This window comes from Paraglaciecola sp., from assembly GCF_039964565.1.
Lineage (GTDB): Bacteria > Pseudomonadota > Gammaproteobacteria > Enterobacterales > Alteromonadaceae > Paraglaciecola.
The window spans coordinates 31,180-53,325 of the sequence record NZ_JBDVXF010000004.1 but is presented as its reverse complement, the minus strand read 5'-3'; the positions used below and the strand labels follow the sequence as shown (position 1 = coordinate 53,325).

Below are 22,146 nucleotides of genomic sequence, written 5' to 3'. Positions count from 1 at the left end.
GCTGTGTCCTTTTTGTCTTGCTGCTAAACCTTTGCAGGCTTAGCAGTGAATTAAATTTTATTTTTTTCGATAACTTGTTTTGAGATAATGATGCGCTGCATTTCGTTGGTACCTTCACCAATACACATCAGCATGGCATCTCGGTAATAACGCTCAATATCGTACTCCACCGAATAACTGTAACCGCCGAATATACGCATGGCTTCGTTGGCACAAAATACCCCGGCTTCTGAGCCAAAATACTTCGCCATACCCGCTTCCATGTCGCAACGTTCGTTGGCATCGTATTTAGCGGCGGCTTGTTCAATTAATAGACGCGCGGCTTCTACTTGAGTCGCCATTTCACCGATTTTGAGCTGAATGGCCTGATGCTCACAGATAGCTTTACCAAAGGTTTCACGCTCTTGGGCGTAGCGCACTGCAAGTTCAGTTGCACCTCTTGCTATGCCAGCACCACGAGCGGCCACGTTAATGCGTCCTAACTCGAGTCCGCCAATAGCATGTATAAAACCAGAGCCCTCTTTTTCACCCACTAAATTAGCCGCAGGCACCCGCACGTTTTCGAATACTACTTCGCAGGTATCGATTGAGCGGTAACCGAGCTTTTTCATTTTGGACACACTGATGCCTGGTTTGAACTCACCGTTTTCATCTTTCGTTTCAACGATGAACATACTAGTACCTCTATGGGCCGGAACCGCATTGAGGTCAGTTTTGACCAGAACCGCAAGTGAATTACCGTTTAAGGAGTTAGTGATCCAGGTCTTGGCACCATTGATAATATAATCGTCACCGTCTCGCACCGCAGTGGTTCGAATCGCTTGTAAATCGGTACCAGCATTAGGTTCGGTTAACGCCACACCTCCGCGCAATTCACCTATTGCCATGCGTGGTAAAAAACGTTTCTTTTGCTGCTCAGTGCCACAGCGCTCGATTGCTGATGCTTGAATCAAATGAGAGTTAAATATGCCACTTGGTGCCATCCATGCAGAGGCGACTTTCATGACAATTTTGGCGTAAATAGAAGCTGGTAGGCCTAAGCCACCAAACTCTTGGCCTATAGTTGCACCAAATAGTCCCAGCTCTTTCATTTGCTCAGCAAGTGCATGGGGGTATTTGTCTTCTTGATCATATTCTTTGGCAATAGGGCGAACATCGTTCTCTACCCATTTATCGATCATATCTATGATCGCCATCTCATCTTCTTTTGACCAGACGTCAGACATAACAAACCTCTAATGATTAATAATTAACTTTTTCTTCGACCGAATGGCCTATCTTGGCGATCAACATTTTACGCACAAAACTACACACCATTTTGCCGTCTTGGTTATATCCTAAGGTTTTCACTGTCACTATTCCGGCACCCGGACGAGATTTAGATTCACGTTTGTCGAGCACTTCTGACTCGGCATACAAAGTGTCATCTTCAAATAGTGGGTAGGTCATCTTGATGTCTTCCCAACCTAAATTGGCAATGGCTTTTTGACTCACATCAGTCACACTCATCCCCACCATTAAGGCAACAGTAAAAGGTGAGCACACAATACATTTACCAAATTCACTGGCTTTAGCGTATTCGTCATCAAAATGCATGGGATGAGTATTCATGGTTAATAAGGTAAACCAGGTATTATCGGTTTTTGTAATGGTGCGTCCCGGGCGATGTTCGTATATGTCACCCACAGTGAACTCTTCAAAACATCTACCGAAGGTTTCGCGATAACGGTTTTCACCGACTTTTTTTACATTTTGTACCATAAGTATTCTCTCTCGGTTATGGATTTGAAGACGTACTTTTGACTAGCGCTAGAATGCGCTGACAAGCTAAAATAATAGGCCGATCGACCATTTTATTGTTGACTACTACTACGCCCGCATCGGGGCTATCGACCATTGCCATCACTGCTTGCGCATAGGCAACTTGTTCATCTGTGGGCATAAAGGTTTGGTGAATAGCTGCAATTTGAACAGGATGAATGGCCGCTTTCCCACTAAAACCTAACGCTTTAACTTTACTTGTTTCATCGAGTAAACCCGCCTCGTTTTTAATATCCACAAAGGGCACATCGATTAAGCCAACATTGGCTTTTGCAGCGGCAAATACCAACTGGCTGCGCACAAATAGCAGGGGTTCATAACTAAATTCGCAGCGTAGTTCAGCCGCCATATCAGCCCCGCCAAACATAATGTGCTCAACTTGTTCACAGGCGCTGGCTATTTGATAGGCATTTTCAAGCCCAGTCAGCGTTTCGATTAGTGGAATAAATCGGGTATCTGGCTTGTCAATTACGCGTTGCGCATGCAATACATCTGCGGCTGACTCACATTTGGCGAGCATAATAACGTCAGGAACTGCTGAAGCATTTGCAAAGGTTTGTAAGTCTTTTTCCCCTACCTCAGTCGCCACTGGATTGATTCGTACGCAGAGATTTTTATTGCTTTGTAAGCAAGCTAGTACTGCCTCTCGGGCGGTATCTTTATCTTGTGGTAGCACGGCATCTTCTAAATCGATACAGACCAAATCTGCGCCGGCTGCCAAGGCTTTCTCGAAACGTTCAGGCCTTGATCCCGGAACAAACAGTAAAGAGCGTAAAACATTCATTAAGATCATTCACCTTCACTGCTTGCAGAGACAAAATCTGAGGCTGGAACTTGGTCTTGGAAGGTTTCAGCAATGGCTTGGCGAGTAGTAAACCAGACACCAGGCTTTTCACTGACATACTTAAGAAAAGCCTCAAGCGCGCCAATTCGACCCGGACGACCAATAATGCGAAGGTGCAAGCCTAAGCTCATCATTCGCGGTTGCTCTGCGCCTTCCTCGTATAAAACATCAAAGGTGTCGATGGCATATTTTAGCCATGCATCAGGCGTCAGTGAGGGTGCGACCCACATTTTCATATCATTTGAATCCAGCGCATAAGGTACGATAACCATAGGTTCATCTGATCCGGTAACTGCATCCCAAAATGGCGCATCTGCGCTATAGTCGTCCATGTGGTACAAAAAGCCTTCTTCTTGCAGCAAACGGCGCGTATTTTCGGTCAGTAAATAACGAGACAACCAACCTAGAGGTCGTTTACCTGTCGTTTTTTGAATACTGGTAACCGCATCTTTTATAAACTGACGTTCTTCTGTTTCATCCATTCGAAATTGAAATACCCAGCGATAACCATGAGAACAGGTTTCATCATTTCGACGGCGGATCGCTTCAGCTATTTGTGGCGCGCGTTCTAGACTCAACGCTGCCGCTGTCCATGTAGCTGGCATTTGGTATTTATCGAGCAACTTAATAATGCGCGGCGCGCCTTCGTTTATGCCATATTGGTAATTAGACTCGTTACCGTAGTTACGCATTGGCTTTTTTAAGTGAACTTGTAATTCGTCCACAGGCTCCATGCCTTTGTCGCCTTCTTTTATGCTGTACTCTGAGCCTTCTTCGACATTTACCACTATGGACATGGCAAGTCTTTTATCTTGTGGCCACTTATAATTTGACATCAATTTGCTCTCTTAACTTTAATGATATTCTTCGCCGCCAGACACGTTCATACACTCGCCCGTGATGTAACTGGCTTGTTCTGAGCATAAGAAAGCGCAGGCTTTGGCTATGTCTTCTTGTAAGCCCGGTCGCCCCATGGGGATACGATCGCGCATATCCTGCATATATTGTTCGTAACCTTTACCTGTTACCTCTGAAAAATGCGCATTTTGCCAAGCGCCTAAACCTGTTGTGACGTGGTTGGGACAAATTTCATTAACGTTAATTTTATGACTGCCCAGCTCAATTGCGGCAACACGGGTAAGACCGTTCATACCGTGTTTTGAAGTGGTGTAAGCAGAAGCATGACCAAAGGCTGACTTAGAAGCTTGGGAGCCGATATTGATAATTTTGCCACCTTGACCTTGTTTCACCATTTGAGCGGCGGCGTATTTCACCCCCAAAAACGCACCACGTAGGTTGACGCCAAGTACGGCGTCCCATTCGTCCACTTGCATTTCTAAGATAGACTTCATCAAATATCCAATACCGGCATTGTTAACCCAGATATCCACTGAGCCGTATGTGGCTACTGCAAAATCCACCGCGCCTTGGACTTCATGTTCATTTAAAACGTTGCACACAAAAGCACTGGCCTCGCCACCTGCTTTTTTGATGTCTTCCACTATTTGATGCATTTCATCAGTGTGACCAATGGCGTCATCAGGCGTATGTTCGCTAACGGATTTACCAATATCGGTTATGATAACTTTACAACCTTCCGCAGCTAGGCGTTTTGCCATTGCTTCACCCAGCCCAGCTTGTCGCCCAGCTCCGGTAATCACTGCCACTTTGCCTTTTAGTTCTGGATATTGAGACATAGGATCCTCTAGAGTTTTGAAGTCATAATGAAGGTAGGGTTGTCAGCAAACTTTTGAAACTCAATGGCCACTTTTTGCATTGTTTCGCTGGCTACCTCTTGACCAAACTTATCCATGTCATTGATTTTGAGTATTTCGATATATTGATAGGGCGGCGTCGCCTCACTCATCAATATCCCCTCAGCTTTTAACACGTCAAAGGAATCAACCGACGCAAGTCCGCCAGCGGTTGGGATATCAGTTTCTGTGGCCCATTGTTGATACACACTTTCGTCAACACCGGCTTGTAGATTAAATAATACAACTATAGTGGTCATTAGATTGGCTCGACTCAATTAATTTGTACGGACAAATTTAGAGTGCCTCATATCACAAGTCAATCATTGCCGAAATTAGCTCTGAGGTATTTGACAAAAAGCAATTTGGGTTAGACACAAGCAGCAGAAAAGCAATAAAATCGAGACTGTTTTGTGGATTAACACCTTAAGAGTGATTCTTAAATTTTAGCTTGCCGTTACTATTTTTTTAATTGAACTGGTCATATGTTGGTCAACGCGGTAGCTTTACACCACATATTAAGATAAACATTATTGAAGGAAATTGAATGGAAATCTGTAGACTCCATAATCAGTCAAGGCCAAGGAAAACCACAGCCAGTTTAGGCCTGTTTTACAACACCAGATTGGCATTATCATCCTTACTAACTTTGCTTTTAGTGGTACCAAGTGTTGCAGCCGATGAAAATAAAACAGCGTTAATTAATGCTAAGTATTGTTCACAAACGCCCAAACAAGCACAACTTGATTTGACTAACGTTACCTTAAAACGTGAATCTGGTATTCCACTGATGTATCAAGGAGCAAATAATGTCGAAGGACCTTTGTGGCATGACGGCGCATTGTTCTATACCAATATGGGCTCACATCAAGCCGACGAACAAGGTTTTGTGTTAACGAACCAAACCACTATTTGGCGTTGGGTTCCGGGCACAAAACCTGAAATTTGGTTAGATGATACTGTAGCAGGAACCAATGGTTTAGCTGTCGATAACAACGGATATTTAGTAGCAACGCGGCAGCTTGATGGTTCACTTGTGAATATAGATTGGCACACTAAAAAACTTACCACCATAGTGAGTCAATATGAAGATAAACGTTTTAACTCACCTAATGACTTAACTATTGCTTCTGACAACAGCATATATTTCACTGATCCTAACTGGAATGTGCCATCCAATATTGACCCGGCGACCACACAAGGTGGCGGAAATCCTGGCTCGCAAACGCCAGGCCAGCGGATTTATCGGGTCAGTGCTGATGGAAAAGTCTACCCCACCTTAGTCACTGAACTCGTGCCCGCTTTGCGGGATAAGCCTAATGGCATTGCTTTGTCATTGGATCAAACGCAACTGCTAGTGGGCGGCCTAGCCGGACTGTGGGCATTTGAACTTAGCTCTGGGCGAGTAGCAAACCCCAAACAAATCCTCAATACCCCAATCGACGGTTTAGGCAAGGATTGTACGGGCAATATTTATGTTACGACCTCTCGTAAATCAGCCAGTCGAAATGATGGACAATTTGTAGTGATTTTGGATAAGCAATATCAAGAAATTGGTGCATTGGAAGTGCCGGGGATCCATATAGTCACTAACATCGCCTTTGGCGCACAAGGCGGTCGCACCTTATTTGTAACAGGTTTAACCGCTCCAATGGATGGTGACAAACCACGCTTATGTGGTGACACAGTTTGTCAAAGTGCCGGCATTTACAGCGCTAAGCTCAATGTTCAAGGTTTTCCTTATTAACACTGGCAACAACCCTATAGCTATGCAGTAAACTGCATAGCTAACATTAACTTTTGGTCAACTCATCCTGAACACTTTGCATGTCAGGATCATTAGCTTCTAACTCTTCTTTATCTTGCTGCATAATGCGCAACACTCTTGCTAAATAAGCTTGCGTGTCCAAACTGCGTTTTGCCACTTCTTCTTTACTTGGTTGGTAATTATCTATCTCGCCCTTCGCAATCACCCCTTTATCGACCAAGAGACATTCAAGTGATGCCAAACGTTCTTTGGTAACCGACAGTTCCATAGCCAAAGTCATAGCCACAGATAAGGCCTGCTCGGTTTGTTTATCAGCTAAAAAATACGGCCGTTGCCCTTTCGCCTTAGTACCTGCTAAATTAATTTTTTCAGCATCAGATAGCTGTGTGTTTAGTTCACTCATGCCACTTTCTCACTTATTTTTGCGTTTTGCCCTTTCCATAAACCTAGGGCATTCCAAACCGGTGAACGACCGTAGTCTTCGCCTTCACTCTTAGGTTTACCAAATATTTTCTCATCTACTTTGGATACCACTCCCACATCAAACATGTCTTGAGGATCAAAACCACAATCCGCAAATACTTGCTTTAGCTCGAGTTCATGCATCGGCCCCCAATAGGGTTCATTGTTGAAGTAGGTATCCCAATCTCGAATGAACTGCTGGTATACATCCATTCCTGCGTATTGTGGCTGCTCTAGGTGTAAGTTAAGACCACCGTCAGCTAACAACCGGTTAATATTTTTAAGGATTTTTGGCATCGATTGGTGGGACAGTTCATGCAAAAACATCGAAGTAGTGATTAAATCAAACGAACCATCTTCATATTGTCTCAGGTCTTCGGCATTGGCTTGAACGAACTGAATATTGGTTAATCCCAATGACTTAGCCCGCGCATGAGCATATCGCAAACTAGGGCGCGCCACATCTACAGCTATCACTTGGGCATCAGGGAAATGTTCTGCCAAAGGCAAAGCATTGTGACCCACAGTACAACCAATATCCAAAATACGTTTTGGTTTAAAATCTGGATGTTGGGTTTTCAGCCAATTGGCAATACCTTGACCACCACCATCACTGAGGGCACCGAGCAAACCGGCTGTGGTAACAAACAATCCCAAATCATAGCTTGCCGCAACAGTCACATCATTTTCGAAGTACTCTTGATAATAACAACCTGGCTGACAATGAATGTCTACCATTGCAACATTAGGTGGCACCACAACATTATCATCAAGTTGTAGATTAGCGTCGTTGTGGCAGGCCTTATCGACCTTATCTACTATATTTTCAATTTGCCCCAACACTTGAGCGCGAGCGGCTTGATGACGCATTTCCATGGTATTACGACGCAGCGCACTCCACATTTGAAAATAACCATTGTTTAACATATGTTGGCGCACTTGGTGACGAGAACTGGGGTCTTTTCCCGTTTCAGCCATAATTTCAGGCTTGACTTGTGTTTCGTAAGCCGTCTTTACGCCAGGTAATATTTGACTACTTAAATGCACATTTAAATGAGTTAAAAAATTTAAGCGGGCCAATTCATCATGATTAGCCACCGGAAAAACGTCGTGTTTAGTGAGAACATCCCATGATGGTAAAGCGTTACTATTACTCATGACTCATCTCCAATGATTTGATATTCAGTTAATTCGTAATGGGTTTGCATATAACCGTCGACACCCGCTTTTAGCAAAAGATAATCGTCATCAGCGGTGACCCATAGATTATAAGGAGGGTGTTCTTCAGGTAAATTACCCGCAGTATCCACTACCTGAAAATGCCGTGAATGGAATTTACCTGCTTGTACTTCAATTTCCTCTTCACCTACATATTGAATGCCTAAACCATTCATTTTGAATAATAACGGTCCAGTGGCACCGCGATGGTCGGGTGAGGTAAGCATAATGTCTGGGAAGAAAGTTTTACCCGGCCCGTTTGATAAATCATAAAGTTTCATCAATAAGCCATCACCGACTATGGGATGAGCTTGTAACCACTTAACAGGTTGCTCTATTTCAATCCGCTGGGTAATGCGACCATCTCGCTGGTTATGGGTTTCACATTCTGCATAACTATCAGTAAAACGGATCCAACCACTGCCTTCGTATTTATCGCCCACACTTAAACGCACGCTGCAATCAATGGGACTACAATCTTGACGCATGGATTGCACCACATCCCGAATTACATTCGGTTCATCGTCAATTTCGCAATGAGCATGCATCACCTGTATTCCATCTGATTGAGTGGTCAGAGTGAAAAACTCACGACCTCTTTCCATACCAAATCTTTCTGGTTTTTTACTGGTGTATTGAATTACGCCGCGGATAGTTCTGTGCTTCATTTAGTTGACCGCCTTATCTGTATCTTAAATGTGGGTCTTGCCAATCTCTTATAATCGTTTGGCTTTTGTCGGCAAATTAACATTAAGCAAATTGTCGCTATTTTTATTTGCAAGCTATGCTAAAACTAGGATATAACTAAATTGTTATATCAATAGAACATTAATAATCAATTGCCGTAAAAGTTAAGAAATTTCTAGGTTAAATTGTGATCACAATCCAACAAAAAACCTATGACAATTATCAAAGATTTGAAGGAAAACCCATGCAAACAAGCTCTAAAACCGCAAAAGAAATTTATTACGACATAAAAAACAATCCAGCTCGAAAGCGTTTTGGATTTGGTAACAAGGCAGTGTTAGTTAATATCGATCCACAAAAAGCCTATACCTGCACCGACGAATTTGCGACAGCCTATGAAACTGATCCCCGTCAGATGGAATATATTAACGAGATGTCAAAGTCCTTTCGTGCACTAGGTTGGCCAGTGGTTTGGACTCATGTTGCTTACATGGAAAGCGCCGAAGACGCCGGAATTTGGGGAACCCGTACCGATACACCTGACTCTTTACAAAATATCAAATTTGACTCACGACGCAGTGAATTTGATGACCGCTTAGAAATCGACTACGTCAAAGACGTGGTGTATTTGAAAAAGATGCCGTCAGCATTTTTTGAAACCCAATTACAATCATTGTTGGTATGGCACCAGGTCGATACAGTTATCCTCACCGGTGGATCTACTTCTGGGTGTATTCGAGCTACAGCTGTGGATTCTTTATCTCGTGGCTATCGCACTATTGTTCCGGAAGAATGTGTGGCGGACAAACATGAAAGTTATCACTATGCCAATTTAACGGATTTATCTTTGAAATATGCTGATGTTCTTAGCCTTGATGAAGTCAATCAATGGTTATCCCAACACAATCCTACGTAACGTTAAGTAACGCTAAACAATCAACAGCATCAAAAAGGTAAGGTTAAATGAAAAGTGATCCTGGTTTTTACGATTATTGGCCCTATGAAAATCGTCCCAAAATTCGCTGGCCCGGTGGCAAAAAAATGGCTTTCTGGGTAGCGCCCAATATAGAATTTTATGAGCTCAATCCACCAGCGAATCCTTCTCGCAAAGCGTGGCCGCAACCCTACCCTGCGACTCAAGGGTACAGTATCCGCGATTACGGCAACCGTGTGGGACACAAACGTCAAATGGATTTGCTGGATAAATACGGCATTCGTGGTTCGATTTCTTTGTCGACAGCGCTTTGTGAACACCACCCTGAAATCATTCAAATGTGTAAAGAGCGCAATTGGGAATTTTTCAGCCACGGCATTTACAATACGCGCTATACCTATGGCATGTCTGAACAGCAAGAACGCGACATGATAAAAGATTCTATGGAAACTATTTATCAGCACACCGGCCAAAAATGTGGCGGTTATTTAGCACCCGCTTTGTCCCATTCCGAACTAACCTTAGACCTATTCGCAGAAGTGGGCACTGAACTATTTGGTAACGAAGGCGGTATTTACACCTGTGATTTATTTCATGATGATCAGCCGACCCCAATCCACACTCGCAGTAATAAACCCTTTGTATCAATCCCGTATTCACTAGAAATGAATGACACTATCGCTTATGTAGTCAATAAAATTGAGCCGAGACGTTATGGTCAAATGTTAAAAAACAACTTTGACCGCCTCTACGCTGAAGGTGACGAGTCTGGCACTATCATGTGTATTCCCACCCATAATTATCAGGTGTCTTGCCCTCATCGAATGAAAGCCTTCGAAGAAGCCCTTGATTACATTACTAGTCACGATGATGTTTGGGTGACCACAGGTAAAGAAATTGCTGAATACTACCTTGAACACTATTACGAGCAAGCCAAAGTGGATATTGCACAAAAAAGCGCGGCACTGATAGGGAGTGACAAATAATGGCACTTGATAAATCTTACTTAGAATATACCAAACGTCAGTATGGTATGGATCATGACAGATACGATTGGTCAATGTTGACCGACCGGCCTCAAGTAACCTGGCCCGGTGGCAAAAAGTTAGCTTTATGGGTCAATGTACCTTTGCAGTTTTTTCCACTCGACCAAAAAGGAGAGCCTTTTAAAATTCAAGGTGGCATGACTATGCCCTACCCAGATTTAAGGCATTTTAGCTTACGAGATTACGGAAACCGCGTGGGCATTTATCGCTTTTTGAAAGCCTTTGATAAATACGGCGTGACACCCACCTTTGCCATGAACACCGAACTGGCAAAACGCACCCCTTATCTACTCAACACCATTAAAGAGCGTGGCAACGAAGTGATTTGTCATGGCATGCACATGGATGCGTTGCACTTTGGAGGGCAAGACAAACAAGTTGAATCCCAATTAGTACAAGATTCGTTAAATCAATTACGAGACTTAACGGGGCAAAAAGTGACAGGTTGGTTAAGTCCGGGGCGTAACGAAAGCGAAAATACCCCAGAGTTATTAGTCAACAACGGCATCGAATATTGCTGTGATTGGGTAAATGACGACATGCCCTACACCTTCAAAACCCAGCAAGGTAACTTATGGGCGATGCCGCTATCTAACGAGTTAGATGACGCCTTTATTATGCTCAATAACTTACACAGTGAAGACTCATACGCCGATCAAATCATTGATGCATGTGATTATTTACTTAAAGAGGCCAACGAACAAGGTGGACGGATTCTAAGCTTAAATATTCATCCTTGGATGTTAGGCCAACCTCATCGTATTGCCGCTTTAGAGCGTGTGCTTGAATATGTAATGGCGCAAGATGTATGGAGCGCTTCTGCAGGCAATATTTTGTCGACATTTAAGGCACAACAAAATGCTTAATATTAGTGACTAGGAAAAATATAAGGGAGCGAAGTGAGTCGAGAGTCTGTGATACTGGTTACACTAGTTGCGTATAAGTTGATACTTATTGGGATTGGTTTTTGGGCAAGTCGTCGCACACAAACTACCGAAGATTTCTTTATTGGAGGGAAGACTCTCGGTCCGTGGGTTGCCGCAGTAAGTTCATCGGCCAGTGCATCGTCGGCATGGAGTTTGTTAGGTGTCAGCGGTGCAGCCTGCGCTATGGGGTTATCTTCATTGTTACTTTTTCCAGCAGTAGTGGGAGGTTACGTCTTCAACTGGTTGTGGCTTGCTCCGCGAATTCGCAATAGAGGGAACAAATCAGGCGCGGTGACATTGACCGAATTATTAGCAGGCAAAGACAATTGGACTCGGCTAATAGTGTTTATCTGTAGTTTTGCCATTGTGTTTTCATTCGCGTTCTATATTGCCGCTCAATTTCAGGCTGCTGGTAGTACCTTTTCCAGTAGTTTTGGTATTTCTGTAGAAAATGCCATCATCACAGGTACCGCTATTATCCTAATTTATACTTTGCTCGGTGGATTTTGGGCTGTCAGTGTGACAGATACTATACAAGGTATGTTGATGGCGGTTGTTGCTATTGTCTTACCCGCTGCCGCACTATATGAGGTTGGCGGTCCAGCTGAGCTCGTAGAAAGTATGACTCAGGTATTCGACCAAGATCAACTCTCCATATCCAGTTCATTTTTTGGCTATTCTGCAGTGGCTTTTGTAATTGGCCTTTTGGGTGTAGGCCTTGGAAACCCCGGCCAACCGCATGTTGTCAATCGCTTTATGGCGATCAAAGATGAACGCTCAATGAGGATTGGTAAGTATATTGGCATTGCCTGGCCGGTGATTGTGTACGGCGGTATGTTAATTTTAGGATTATGTGCCAGAGTATTGATGCCTAGTAGCGAAGACAATGAGAAAGTATTGTTTGAAGTCACCAATAGGTTGTTTCACCCTATAGTTGCAGGCGTGATTATCGCAGCGGTGTTATCAGCCATTATGTCTACTGCTGATAGTCAATTGTTAGTATCCGCCTCATCGTTATCATACGACCTCAACAAAACATTATCACAAAAAAAGAGCTTACTCTTTTCTCGTTTTAGCGTATTTGTGATGTGTTCGATTTCTTTGCTTATTGCACTGTATGCCCCGCAGGCTATATTCTCAAGAGTGCTATTTGCATGGGCTGCAATTGGTTCAGCATTTGCTCCGCTACTGATCGTGATGTTAATGGGATATAACGTCAATGGGCCGTATCGCTTTGCCGCCATTCTTAGCGGTTTTACCCTAACGGTAATATTCAATTGGTTAGAAAACACACCGGGTGACGTTTTAGAAAGAGTGGTACCTTTTGTCTTAGCATTTGCTATAGCGTGGATAGGTAGAAAACAACCTGACTTAACCACCCAAGATTCTCGCTAGCAAAATGAAACATACACATCTAGATTGGCTTAAATCATATACTCCTTAGCATCAGATTTAGCCAAGTTTTTGGACCCCTTATTTTAGCCTTCTACCCTTAAAGTACCATTTCCTGGTACAGTTCAGTTGTTAACCGACTTCCCGTGGTGATATTTGCAACTGGAATTAATGCGTGAACAAAGCAAAGGGTCACAGCTTTAAACAGTTTCATCAAAAACTTCATTACATCTAAAAAGTGCTGTCAATAAGTTGCCTTAACCGATTTAGGGTGTTCAGTAAAAATTGACTAAGCATAATTACGGCTTTTATAAAAAAGGGCGGCCTCTGGGCCGCCCTTTAGGGAGATAGCTTTAGCAACTAATGGCTCTTATTTTTACTGAATTTACCGCCTTCCACGTCATTTTTATAACCAATCCAGCTGGTTTCATTTGCACGTTTATCATCTAAAGGAGGTGGATTTTTATAAAGAGGAGCATGAGTATTAATATACTCTTTCATCACTTCACCCATGTCATCAAACCCAGCGACTTTAAAACCTGATGTATTAAAATAGATTGAACCTTCTCTGCCTGACATCATCATCCAAGGCAACCAATCAGAGATACGAACCCAACCGATATGAGCGTCTGCGGTTTTGGTGTCAGAACTCACTAAATTGTCCACACTTCCAGACCACGTAAACATTTCTGTGGCGTGATAAACGCCGCCTACTTGCTTTTGATAATCGCCAGCTAAGACATTGTGATAAAACAAAGGAATGGCAAATGACGTCGACCACATATTATCTGAGATTTGCCCACCAAAACTCTTAGTCCAAGGAAAGGCCTTACCGTTTTTGTCAAAAGGGAAACCAGAGGTATTATTGACCGGATCATTTAATACATGATGCACTTCTAGCTCCTCGTCAGTCCAAGGATTTGTCCATTTTTCCAAGGGTTTCCCCGTCTTTTTATCGGTATATAATAAAATTTCACGTGAGATTATTCGGTAAGATTTGCCCTGTATTCCACCATCAATTGTGACGCAGGTTCTAACATTCATTCCTTCAACATTAAATAAACGCATATCTGGCTCACCTTGTCTGCGAGAATACGCCTGCCCTTTCCACCAATAATAGACAGGCTCACCATCTACAGTAGAACATTGGATTTTTCGTGAAGCCTCTTTGGCACCTTCAGGGGTGTTTAAATCCAGCTCAGCGGCCGCAAATGCGCTGCCAACTGAAGTACTAGCAAGTAGTAACAGTGACGCAAGTTTAAGTTTTATCATATATTTATTCTCTTATTATTGACCGTATCTAGACTAGATGAATGCAGTTAGGGTGCATTGAGAATTATCAATTAACACCCAAGATTTTCCAGACTCCGCTAGCTTGTAAAATCGTATGTTTAGTGGTGAAAATTCGCCCCTCAGCAAAAATCACACTTTTAGTTTTGCGGACTATGTTACCTGTTCCAAACAGCACGTCGCCCTCCTTAGCCGCAGCAATTAAATTGCTGTTTAAGTTGATGGTGGCAAAACGAATATCATGGCCTATTTCATCACCAATGCCGCGATAAATTATGTAGTCGGCAAATGACAAAGTGACACCACCGTGCACTACCCCTTCGGGATTAAGGTGGTGAGCTTTGATTTCTAACGCACGATGCATCACACCATTAACGTTTTTTTCAAAAAATGGCCCAATATGCTGTGAAAACCCCTGCTGCTTTTCACATTGAGTAAAACTGCTATCAAAGTGAAGCTCTGCATTGGTGCTTGCCGGTGCTTTTACCATTATACAAATCTCCCAGGTCGTTTTTCGGTAAAGGCTGCGGCGCCTTCTTTAAAGTCATCACCGTGAAACGCTTCATCAAATAAGCCTTGAATTGCCAAAGTGTCAGCTTCGCTGGGCATCACTTCGCTTAGGTGTGCCAAAGAACGTTTAGTGCCGCTAACCGAATAACCACTGACACTGAGTATCGATTGCACTAAGGAGTCTACGGCCGCTTGCAATTCCTCTGGTGCCACAATTTGATTAACCAAAGCCCAGCGCTCAGCGGTGGCAGCGTCAATTTTTCTACCTAAATAAAGCAATTCTTTGGCGCGAGCTAATCCTACTAAGCCAACTAACCTTTTGGTGTCTTCTAGGCTATATAACAAACCCAATTTCGATGGTGTAATCGCAAAACTCGCTTGCTTAACCGTTACTCTAAAATCACAACACATCATCAATCCCATACCACCACCTACACAGACACCGTTTATTTGCGCGATAGTGGCAAAAGGCAGCGCCGCTAATTTTTTTTGAGCCAGTTGCACTATTTCATTGCTTGCGGCGAACCTGTCGGGATGACTAATCATTTCATGCAATTCGTTTATATCTGCACCTGCGCAAAAGGCTTTTTCACCTGTGGCACTTAGCACTAACACTCGCACAGTTTTGTGGTCAGCTAAAGTATCGCAAGCGTCAGCGATGGCTTGCCACATATCTTGGGTTAACGCATTGTATTTTTCTGGCCTGTTGATGCGCAGATAGGCGACTTTTCCCTTAATATTCAAGATGATCGTTGACATAAATCAATAAGCTCCGGTGTCGGTTTAGCACTAGGTTGCGTTGTGAGGTGTGATGCGCCAAATTATCAGCTATTCATCCCAATTTTAAATTGCGATTTAGCAATCTAACAGAGAAAACAATATGAGCGACCCCTTTTTAGGTCCAATAGTCGGCGCTACGCTGTTAACAAACAACCTTAAATTTGCCAGTAAATCCTATCAAGCTAGCATGGGTTACACCTTAATTAGTGACAATGTGGTAAGCCAAGCACTTTGTGATTTGTGGAATACTCCTAATCTACTTAACAACCCTATGCATATTTTAGCTGCAGCCAATGGCCATGCTTGGTTACGAATTGTAGAAGACTGCAATTGTAGCAGCGTCATACCTCTTAAAACCCAAGGCTGGATGGCACTTGAGGTGAATGTGGCCGATGTCGACTTAATACGCAATGAAATCGACGTCGACGTGTTCAAAATCATAGGTGAGCCAGCGTATTTGCAAATCAGTGATGCAATTAAAGCGATGCAAGTCATAGGTCCGTGTAACGAAGTCAGTTACATCACCCAAGTAGACAAAGCCGTGCCTCCATTTAATCTACCTATGACCCAATCACGTACTGGTAGTTTGTTTATTCCGGTACTGTGCACCCAAAATCGCGATACTAGCCTGGCATTTTACGAGACCTTAAACCAGCATGGCGGATTAAAGTTTGAAACCAAAGTAACAGTACTCAACAACGCCTGGGGTAAGGATATTGAACATCAATACCCAGTAGCGACATTACAATTGGCAGGCAACTGTTTGTTCGAAATTGATCAAGTTCCCGATGCCCAGTCGAATATTGTCAATTCAGGCTCTCTGCCCTCTGGCATTGCAATGATCACTTGTGTTGTCGAAGACATTGACGCCGCTGCGAAACAACTTAATACAACAGTAAGCCACACAAGTGACCACTACTACCCCGGTCAAAAAGTAATTTTAGCTAAAGGGCCATCTGGTGAACTGCTAGAGCTGGTTGAACAATCTAATCAATAGCAGCGATTATGAGATTAAACGTTCGTCGCATAATGTACGCTTAAAACACTCGCCATTTTTGAACCAATGCCAAGTTCTGGCGCGGTGTTTCTTGTCTGGGCCCATCACAATGCTTTCATAAAACCATGCACCTGGATCATCTTTGCGTTCTAGTTCCAGTAAAAATATGGATGGGCTGGCGACCCAACCGTAACCTTTGAAGGTTTCTGTATCCCAATAAATTTTGTTGTTTTGAATAATACCGTCAAATGCCACTTTGAAAACACGCCCATCATCCCAGCTAAACTGATTACGCTGGGTATACACAACAGGGCCTTCAACTGGGAAAACACATTCAACCAAGCTTTGATGGCAATCAAGGGTTTCACCCTGATTATCTATATGTCGATAGGTACCTTGCCAAGTGCCTGCATGCTCTAGAACCGCCGGCATCAATAACTGCAATTTAGATGTCATAAAATTAGGTGTGCCAAATAAAAAGGAGACTACGCATCAAAAAAACTTAACAGTTCAGCAGCTACATCTTCAGGAAAGGCATCTAAAAAACCTGCGGCCCACTGAAAATAGTCTTTGCGCAACCCGTTATTCAAATACCTATCCACCCGCTCACTTTGTTCACGCATATCATCGTCTAAGTTCATCACTAAGAGTCGATGTGATAAGGTTTTGATGTCTTCAATATATTGAGAAGCGTGATTAAACGCCGCCATATGCCCCCACTCGTAGGCATCACCTGCCCGCAAGTTTTCAGCCATAGAATCAGCGCACATTTCTAAGGTCATTCCAGGGCCACGGTGGTGAATGATACGCTCCCACATAATTCGAAACCTATTCCCTTGTTCATCAAGGGGAATAGGTGCAAACATATCGCAGAATGTTTGTACTTCGCTGGGTAGAAATATTGGAGCGGCGATATTGATCACTTTATTGACCCACTGGGGTTGCTGGTGCGCCGCACAAACCGACACCATACATCCAGTATGATAACCCACAAAATCAACCTTAGTGATCCCCAAATGTATTAACACTTGCCACACAGCGGTTGCATAATTTTCGATGTTTGCTTGAGATTCACTAAACGGAGGCGATGACTCGCCATAACCAGGGTAATCAATGGCAATAGCCAATCTATCTTGGCCGAGTATGGGCAAAATATGCTGAAATGAGCGGCTAGATTTAGACACCATATGTAAACACACAATGGCAGGTTTGGCCGATGCCTCACCTGCTATGCGATAATGGAGTTGCCCGAATTCGCCGTCAGTAAAATGTCGTGTCACGATAATAGGGTTCATAATAGCGCCAACTAAAAGCGATATTCGGCGTCAACACCCCACATTAACGGATCGGCAGCATACTGGGAAAAATCAGCGGCTGCAGCGGCGCGCGCGTAGTGTTCATCAGTGAGGTTTTTACCCCACAGCGCTAGCGCCCATTTGCCATTATTAGGCTCATAAGCAATGCGCGCATTAACAAGAGTGTCTACTGAAGTAAGCGAGTGTGTGGGTGCATTCGCCACTAAGCTATAAGAGTCACCCTCAGATGAAAAATCAATACGACTCGTTAACTCACCGTCTCCCAACGCCATTCTATGAGTAAAACCTATCGTACCTTTGTAATCTGGCGCATTTTTCAATTGTAAATCTTTGGCGCACTCTATCGACACTACGTCATTGCAACCTGGGCTGACACCGTTGTTAGTTAAACCACCAGCTTGCGCCAGCGTTAATTCAGTATATTCACCGTCTATAGTGCCAAGGGTAATATTAATCGTCAGACTATCAGACACTTGGTATATTGCTTCTAACTCAATACCACTGATTTCGGTTTCATCGACATTAAAACGGGTAAAACCTAACCCTGGTACAGTTGAAGCAATTTGTAGGTTGTCATACATATTGTAAAAGTACGTCGCATTTAATCGCAGGCTGTTATCCAATAAATCACTTCGTACCCCGATCTCAAAGGCATCAAGCTCTTCTTCATCAACTGCCACAAAACACGCCGCTTCAGAGAAACAATCTGGTGACCAACCACCACTCTTGAATCCCGTAGAATATGACACATACGCCATGACATCTTTGGTGAATTGATTGTTTAACGCTATGTTATAAGTGGTATTGTCGAAGCCGAGTTCTTCGTTACGACCATTACCAGTGCCCGGTATAAAACCATCGATTTCTTTAGTTTCGTCAGTAAACCTAAGTCCAGTGGTTAAGGTCAACGATTCATTAAAGTCGTAAGTGCTCTGCACAAACGCTGCATAGGCTTCAGTTTCAATACCTAACTCACCAGGAAAAACAAACACCGAGTCCATTTGTACGTTTTCGTTGAAGTAATACAAGCCTGATACAAAGTTAAATGCACCGTCATAATTTGAAGATAAGGTAATTTCTTGACTGAATTGGTCTTGATCAGTTTGCTGAGTGTAAGGAAAGCCAATACGACTCGACAAATCATCCTCCAGCTCTCGATAGCCACTTAAGAAACTAAGATCATACTCATCGATGCTGCCTTGAATATTTAACGTAATACCACTGGTTTCAACTTGACTATGATAATCATTAAAACAACCAATGCTTAGAAATGTGGCAGGTGTTGCAGCCGAACAGGTGACTCCAGGCACAGGCTCAATGGTGAATAAATTGTCGTCTGCATCTTCTTCTAGTGCGACACTGTCTGGCACCGGATCTGAGTTATCCTTGGTGTAATCAATCGCTAAGTTCATGGTCCAGTCATCGTTGAACTCTGTGAATAAAGCGATACGTAAGGCCTTGGTGTCTTTCTCACCAGCTTCAGTACCTGCCTGACTAGCGAAATCCCCATTTGGATTAACGGTATGCAATCCGTCACGTGATTTAGTTAAAACGGTTGCTCGAATTGCTGATGAATCCGAAATCCCAACATTACCGGTTAATCTTGCATCTAAGCGGCCGTCACTACCCATAGTGGCTTTCACCACGCCGTAGTTTTCGTTTACTTCAGGGGCCTTGCTGATCAGTTTAATCGCTCCGCCGTTAGAGTTACGTCCATAAAGTGTACCTTGAGGGCCACGTAATACTTCTACTCGTTCTAAATCTACCAAATCGAAAAGGGCACCCACTTGACGTCCTACATACACACCGTCAACATAGACTCCCACAGCAGGGTCCGCCGACACTCGTGATTCATCTTCACCTACACCACGCAAGAATAAACGCGCACCACTTGCTGTGCCGGTGTTTGTGGCAATACTGATATTGGGGATTTCGTATTGTAGATCTAACACATTACTGACTTGTTTTAATTCCAAATCAGCGGCACCAATTGAAGTAACAGCCACAGGGACTTCTTGAATAGACTGAACACGTCTTTGTGCAGTAACTAGGATTTTTTCTACTTCTTTTTGCTTAGCACTTTCATCCTGTTCGGCGTCCTGTGCCATTGCTGGAGCCACGGATAACGCCAACACTCCACTTATTAAAGTAGCTAGTTTCTGCTTCTTAAAAAACGTACTCATGGATTTCCCCTTAAAGATGAATAAACTTTAAATTAATGTTATATCGTTTTAATGACATATTATTATAACATTAAACAAAGTCAAGAGATGAATTGGTCAAAGAATAGGCCGCAAAGAAAAAACCTAACCATATGTTTTATATAAACTTAATTGGCTATTAGCGACTAACCGGTAAGAAAAGAAGGCGATTATTAGTCACACTTTTTTAAGATTAAATATCGAGGACTTGTAGGTTTTTAAGACAACTTAGATCTATTGAAATGGGGTGTTGATTTGAGTTGGGGGATTTTTAAGTGTAAAAATTCTATCTTTAAATATTCACCTATCAGTAAAAATGCAAGCGTTACCAACATTACTATTTACATATTCAGTTGCGTAAAAAACAAAACCCGCTGTTACACGGGTTCATAGTTTCTTGCGGTTTATGAATATTTGGAGAAGCAACACTTCCCATTTTATTCATTCACCTTGTTTACACTTTTACTACTGATTTACCCATATTTTCGCCGCGCATTAAACGACAAAATGCTTCAGGTGCCGCAGCTAAGCCTTGGGCAACATCTTCACGTACAACAAGTTTGCCTTGTTTGAGGTACTCCAAACAAGCCTCTACAAATTCAGCGCGCCGTGGTTCAAAATCATAAACTACCAAACCATATACTATGGCTCTGGCTTTGATCCACATAGCAGGCGGTGGCCCCATGCTACGAGTGGTTTTATTATAATCAGCCATCAAACCACATAAGATTACCCGTGCGCCCACTGCTAGCCGCTCTGAAACGGTGTTCAGCATGTCGCCACCTACCAAATCAAAAAAGATATCAATTCCATTGGGGCAAAGTTCGTCTAATTGTTCAGCTAAGTTACCGTTCTTTCGGTTGATACAGGCGTCGTACCCCAAATTTGCTACTGCGTACTCACATTTTTCGTCAGAGCCAGCAATTCCAATCACGGTGCAACCGTGTATTTTTGCTAACTGCCCCGCGACAGAGCCTACTCCACCAATTGCTGCCGGGATCACCACCACATCACCGGCTTTAGGTTGCGCCTGCCAAATTAGACCGGCGTATGCGGTTAACCCTGGCATACCTAGCGCTGATAGTGCATATGAAGGATTTCCAATTTCTTTTTGTACTTTGAAGATTTCGTCACCATCATGTACTGAATAATTTTGCCAACCTCCAAAACAGCGCACAAGGTCTCCAGGCTGAAAGTCAGAATGATTTGACTCAATCACCTTACTTACGGTTTCACCCCGTAGCACATCTCCTGGATTAACCGACCCAGACAAATGCCGCCCAGCTATCTGACTGCGCATATACGGGTCAAGGGATAAGTATTGCGTTTCACATAACACTTGTTGGTTTTTGGCTACAGGCATTGGGCCTTTTACCAAGGTAAAGTTTTCTGGTTGCGGTTCTGATTCTGGGGTTGAGACTAGTTGAACCTGCATATTATCTTTCATATTTACCTTTCCCATTCTTATTTATTTGTTTGCTTATTTATTTGTCTTTTCGTCTATTTATCTATTCGTCGGTTCAATAAAATTCGCTTACGACTGCTGCTGTTGAAACGCAGCAAATGCACTGGCCATTTCATCGATACCAAGTTGCACTTCTGTGTCGCTGCGCACCCAATCCCACCATTGATTCAGTGTATGCAAGCCTTCGGTTATTTTACTATTGGCATCTGAACCAACAGTGACATCTACCCACCAAAAAGTTGGAGCAAGTATAATATCGCCTAAAGTTAACTGATGATTATCAAGTTCAATATTGCAACTAAGCCAGCGATCGAGTTTTTCGAGTACAGTTCTAACTAGCTGCTGTTGCTCATTTTGGTCAAATTTAAAATCAGGCAGCATCATTGCTTTAAAGTACGGCAGCAAAGCTGGCGCTAAATGGGTATCGGTAAAGCTCGCCATAACCCTAGAATTAGCTGCCTCTAAAGGAGCTTTAGGTCTAAACGGCTGCTCTGGATAACAGTCTTCTAGATACTCCATTATTGCCACTGATTCCGCTAGGTATTGGCCATTATCAAGGGCTAACAATGGAATTTTACCTAATGGAAAACGTGCCAAAAACTCTGGCGTTTTTAGTGCTAGCGTAGGGGCAACAAACTCGACTTCTAACTTCTTTTTACGGATCAATATACGCACTCGGGTGGCGTAAGGAGAATGATCTAGATTGATTAATTGCATCGTAATTTCACTTTTTGT

Annotated in this window: 23 protein-coding genes; 6 read left to right on the top strand and 17 right to left on the bottom strand. The window is 43.1% G+C overall.

All coding sequences use genetic code 11. The features are described from left to right. Window positions 1–50 precede the first annotated feature (50 nt). The 6 genes from ABJK37_RS00975 to ABJK37_RS00950 are packed head-to-tail and all read right to left on the bottom strand — an operon-like array spanning window position 51 to window position 4,679. Window positions 51–1,226 (bottom strand): acyl-CoA dehydrogenase family protein, encoded by a 1,176-nt coding sequence (locus ABJK37_RS00975; RefSeq protein ID WP_348349174.1) that lies wholly within the window; start codon window positions 1,224–1,226, stop codon window positions 51–53. 16 nt (window positions 1,227–1,242) lie between these two features. Beyond that, window positions 1,243–1,761 carry a MaoC family dehydratase gene (locus ABJK37_RS00970; RefSeq protein WP_348349172.1) on the bottom strand — a complete coding sequence of 173 codons (519 nt, stop codon included), beginning with the start codon at window positions 1,759–1,761 and terminating at the stop codon, window positions 1,243–1,245. 16 nt (window positions 1,762–1,777) lie between these two features. Next, window positions 1,778–2,614, bottom strand: coding sequence for a CoA ester lyase (locus ABJK37_RS00965; protein ID WP_348349170.1), 837 nt, complete (start codon window positions 2,612–2,614; stop codon window positions 1,778–1,780). Next, window positions 2,611–3,501, bottom strand: a complete 891-nt coding sequence (locus ABJK37_RS00960; RefSeq protein ID WP_348349168.1) for a polysaccharide deacetylase family protein — start codon at window positions 3,499–3,501, stop codon at window positions 2,611–2,613. Before ABJK37_RS00960 ends, ABJK37_RS00965 begins: the two co-directional genes overlap by 4 nt. An 18-nt stretch (window positions 3,502–3,519) precedes the next feature. Continuing rightward, window positions 3,520–4,362 (bottom strand): SDR family NAD(P)-dependent oxidoreductase, encoded by an 843-nt coding sequence (locus ABJK37_RS00955; protein ID WP_348349166.1) that lies wholly within the window; start codon window positions 4,360–4,362, stop codon window positions 3,520–3,522. Between the two features lie 8 nt (window positions 4,363–4,370). After that, a complete protein-coding gene (locus tag ABJK37_RS00950) occupies window positions 4,371–4,679 on the bottom strand; it encodes an REDY-like protein HapK (protein WP_348349164.1) in 309 nt (102 codons plus the stop codon). A 287-nt stretch (window positions 4,680–4,966) separates the two neighbouring features. On the opposite strand from ABJK37_RS00950, the gene ABJK37_RS00945 reads away from it, so the two are divergent. Then, window positions 4,967–6,166 (top strand): SMP-30/gluconolactonase/LRE family protein, encoded by a 1,200-nt coding sequence (locus ABJK37_RS00945; protein WP_348349162.1) that lies wholly within the window; start codon window positions 4,967–4,969, stop codon window positions 6,164–6,166. A gap of 46 nt (window positions 6,167–6,212) precedes the next feature. Here ABJK37_RS00945 and ABJK37_RS00940 read toward each other — a convergent pair whose 3' ends face one another. Genes ABJK37_RS00940 through ABJK37_RS00930 form a run of 3 tightly spaced genes read right to left on the bottom strand, consistent with a single transcriptional unit; the run spans window position 6,213 to window position 8,535 of the window. Further along, on the bottom strand, window positions 6,213–6,590 hold the full coding sequence (locus ABJK37_RS00940) for a hypothetical protein (protein ID WP_348349160.1): 378 nt from the start codon (window positions 6,588–6,590) through the stop codon (window positions 6,213–6,215). Continuing rightward, entirely contained in the window at window positions 6,587–7,807 is a 1,221-nt protein-coding gene (locus ABJK37_RS00935; protein ID WP_348349158.1) for a class I SAM-dependent methyltransferase, read from the bottom strand. Before ABJK37_RS00935 ends, ABJK37_RS00940 begins: the two co-directional genes overlap by 4 nt. After that, window positions 7,804–8,535: a hypothetical protein gene (locus ABJK37_RS00930; protein ID WP_348349156.1), complete on the bottom strand. Its 732-nt coding sequence runs from the start codon at window positions 8,533–8,535 to the stop codon at window positions 7,804–7,806. The genes ABJK37_RS00935 and ABJK37_RS00930 overlap by 4 nt, the downstream gene beginning before the upstream one ends. Before the next feature lie 263 nt (window positions 8,536–8,798). On the opposite strand from ABJK37_RS00930, the gene ABJK37_RS00925 reads away from it, so the two are divergent. From ABJK37_RS00925 to ABJK37_RS00910, 4 genes are read left to right on the top strand one after another with little or no spacing between them, the layout of a single operon-like run. Next, window positions 8,799–9,470 (top strand): isochorismatase family protein, encoded by a 672-nt coding sequence (locus tag ABJK37_RS00925; protein WP_348349154.1) that lies wholly within the window; start codon window positions 8,799–8,801, stop codon window positions 9,468–9,470. A 47-nt stretch (window positions 9,471–9,517) separates the two neighbouring features. Beyond that, window positions 9,518–10,474 (top strand): polysaccharide deacetylase family protein, encoded by a 957-nt coding sequence (locus tag ABJK37_RS00920; protein WP_348349152.1) that lies wholly within the window; start codon window positions 9,518–9,520, stop codon window positions 10,472–10,474. Continuing rightward, on the top strand, window positions 10,474–11,400 hold the full coding sequence (locus ABJK37_RS00915) for a polysaccharide deacetylase family protein (protein WP_348349150.1): 927 nt from the start codon (window positions 10,474–10,476) through the stop codon (window positions 11,398–11,400). The genes ABJK37_RS00920 and ABJK37_RS00915 overlap by 1 nt, the downstream gene beginning before the upstream one ends. Before the next feature lie 33 nt (window positions 11,401–11,433). Beyond that, window positions 11,434–12,855 carry a sodium/proline symporter gene (locus ABJK37_RS00910; protein WP_348349149.1) on the top strand — a complete coding sequence of 474 codons (1,422 nt, stop codon included), beginning with the start codon at window positions 11,434–11,436 and terminating at the stop codon, window positions 12,853–12,855. 357 nt (window positions 12,856–13,212) lie between these two features. On the opposite strand, the gene ABJK37_RS00905 is transcribed toward ABJK37_RS00910, so the two are convergent. From ABJK37_RS00905 to ABJK37_RS00895, 3 genes are all read right to left on the bottom strand, one after another. Next, complete coding sequence (locus ABJK37_RS00905) at window positions 13,213–14,124, bottom strand: DUF1838 family protein (RefSeq protein ID WP_348349147.1); 912 nt, start codon at window positions 14,122–14,124, stop codon at window positions 13,213–13,215. Between the two features lie 67 nt (window positions 14,125–14,191). Continuing rightward, a complete protein-coding gene (locus ABJK37_RS00900) occupies window positions 14,192–14,632 on the bottom strand; it encodes a PaaI family thioesterase (RefSeq protein WP_348349145.1) in 441 nt (146 codons plus the stop codon). Continuing rightward, on the bottom strand, window positions 14,632–15,411 hold the full coding sequence (locus tag ABJK37_RS00895; protein WP_348349143.1) for an enoyl-CoA hydratase-related protein: 780 nt from the start codon (window positions 15,409–15,411) through the stop codon (window positions 14,632–14,634). Before ABJK37_RS00895 ends, ABJK37_RS00900 begins: the two co-directional genes overlap by 1 nt. Window positions 15,412–15,532: 121 nt before the next feature. Here ABJK37_RS00895 and ABJK37_RS00890 point away from each other — a divergent pair, with 121 nt between their 5' ends. Then, window positions 15,533–16,429 carry a hypothetical protein gene (locus tag ABJK37_RS00890; protein ID WP_348349141.1) on the top strand — a complete coding sequence of 299 codons (897 nt, stop codon included), beginning with the start codon at window positions 15,533–15,535 and terminating at the stop codon, window positions 16,427–16,429. A 6-nt stretch (window positions 16,430–16,435) separates the two neighbouring features. On the opposite strand, the gene ABJK37_RS00885 is transcribed toward ABJK37_RS00890, so the two are convergent. The 5 genes from ABJK37_RS00885 to ABJK37_RS00865 all read right to left on the bottom strand — a co-directional run bounded on the left by ABJK37_RS00885 (window position 16,436) and on the right by ABJK37_RS00865 (window position 22,128). Then, on the bottom strand, window positions 16,436–16,885 hold the full coding sequence (locus ABJK37_RS00885) for a hypothetical protein (RefSeq protein ID WP_348349139.1): 450 nt from the start codon (window positions 16,883–16,885) through the stop codon (window positions 16,436–16,438). Between the two features lie 29 nt (window positions 16,886–16,914). Next, window positions 16,915–17,724 (bottom strand): alpha/beta hydrolase, encoded by an 810-nt coding sequence (locus tag ABJK37_RS00880; protein ID WP_348349137.1) that lies wholly within the window; start codon window positions 17,722–17,724, stop codon window positions 16,915–16,917. An 11-nt stretch (window positions 17,725–17,735) separates the two neighbouring features. Further along, complete coding sequence (locus tag ABJK37_RS00875; RefSeq protein WP_348349135.1) at window positions 17,736–19,928, bottom strand: TonB-dependent receptor; 2,193 nt, start codon at window positions 19,926–19,928, stop codon at window positions 17,736–17,738. Between the two features lie 472 nt (window positions 19,929–20,400). Further along, window positions 20,401–21,393 carry an NADP-dependent oxidoreductase gene (locus ABJK37_RS00870; RefSeq protein WP_348349133.1) on the bottom strand — a complete coding sequence of 331 codons (993 nt, stop codon included), beginning with the start codon at window positions 21,391–21,393 and terminating at the stop codon, window positions 20,401–20,403. Window positions 21,394–21,480: 87 nt separating this feature from the next. Then, the gene (locus tag ABJK37_RS00865) at window positions 21,481–22,128 is read right to left on the bottom strand and encodes a glutathione S-transferase family protein (protein WP_348349131.1); all 648 of its coding nucleotides are present in this window, start codon (window positions 22,126–22,128) and stop codon (window positions 21,481–21,483) included. Between the last annotated feature and the right edge of the window lie 18 nt (window positions 22,129–22,146).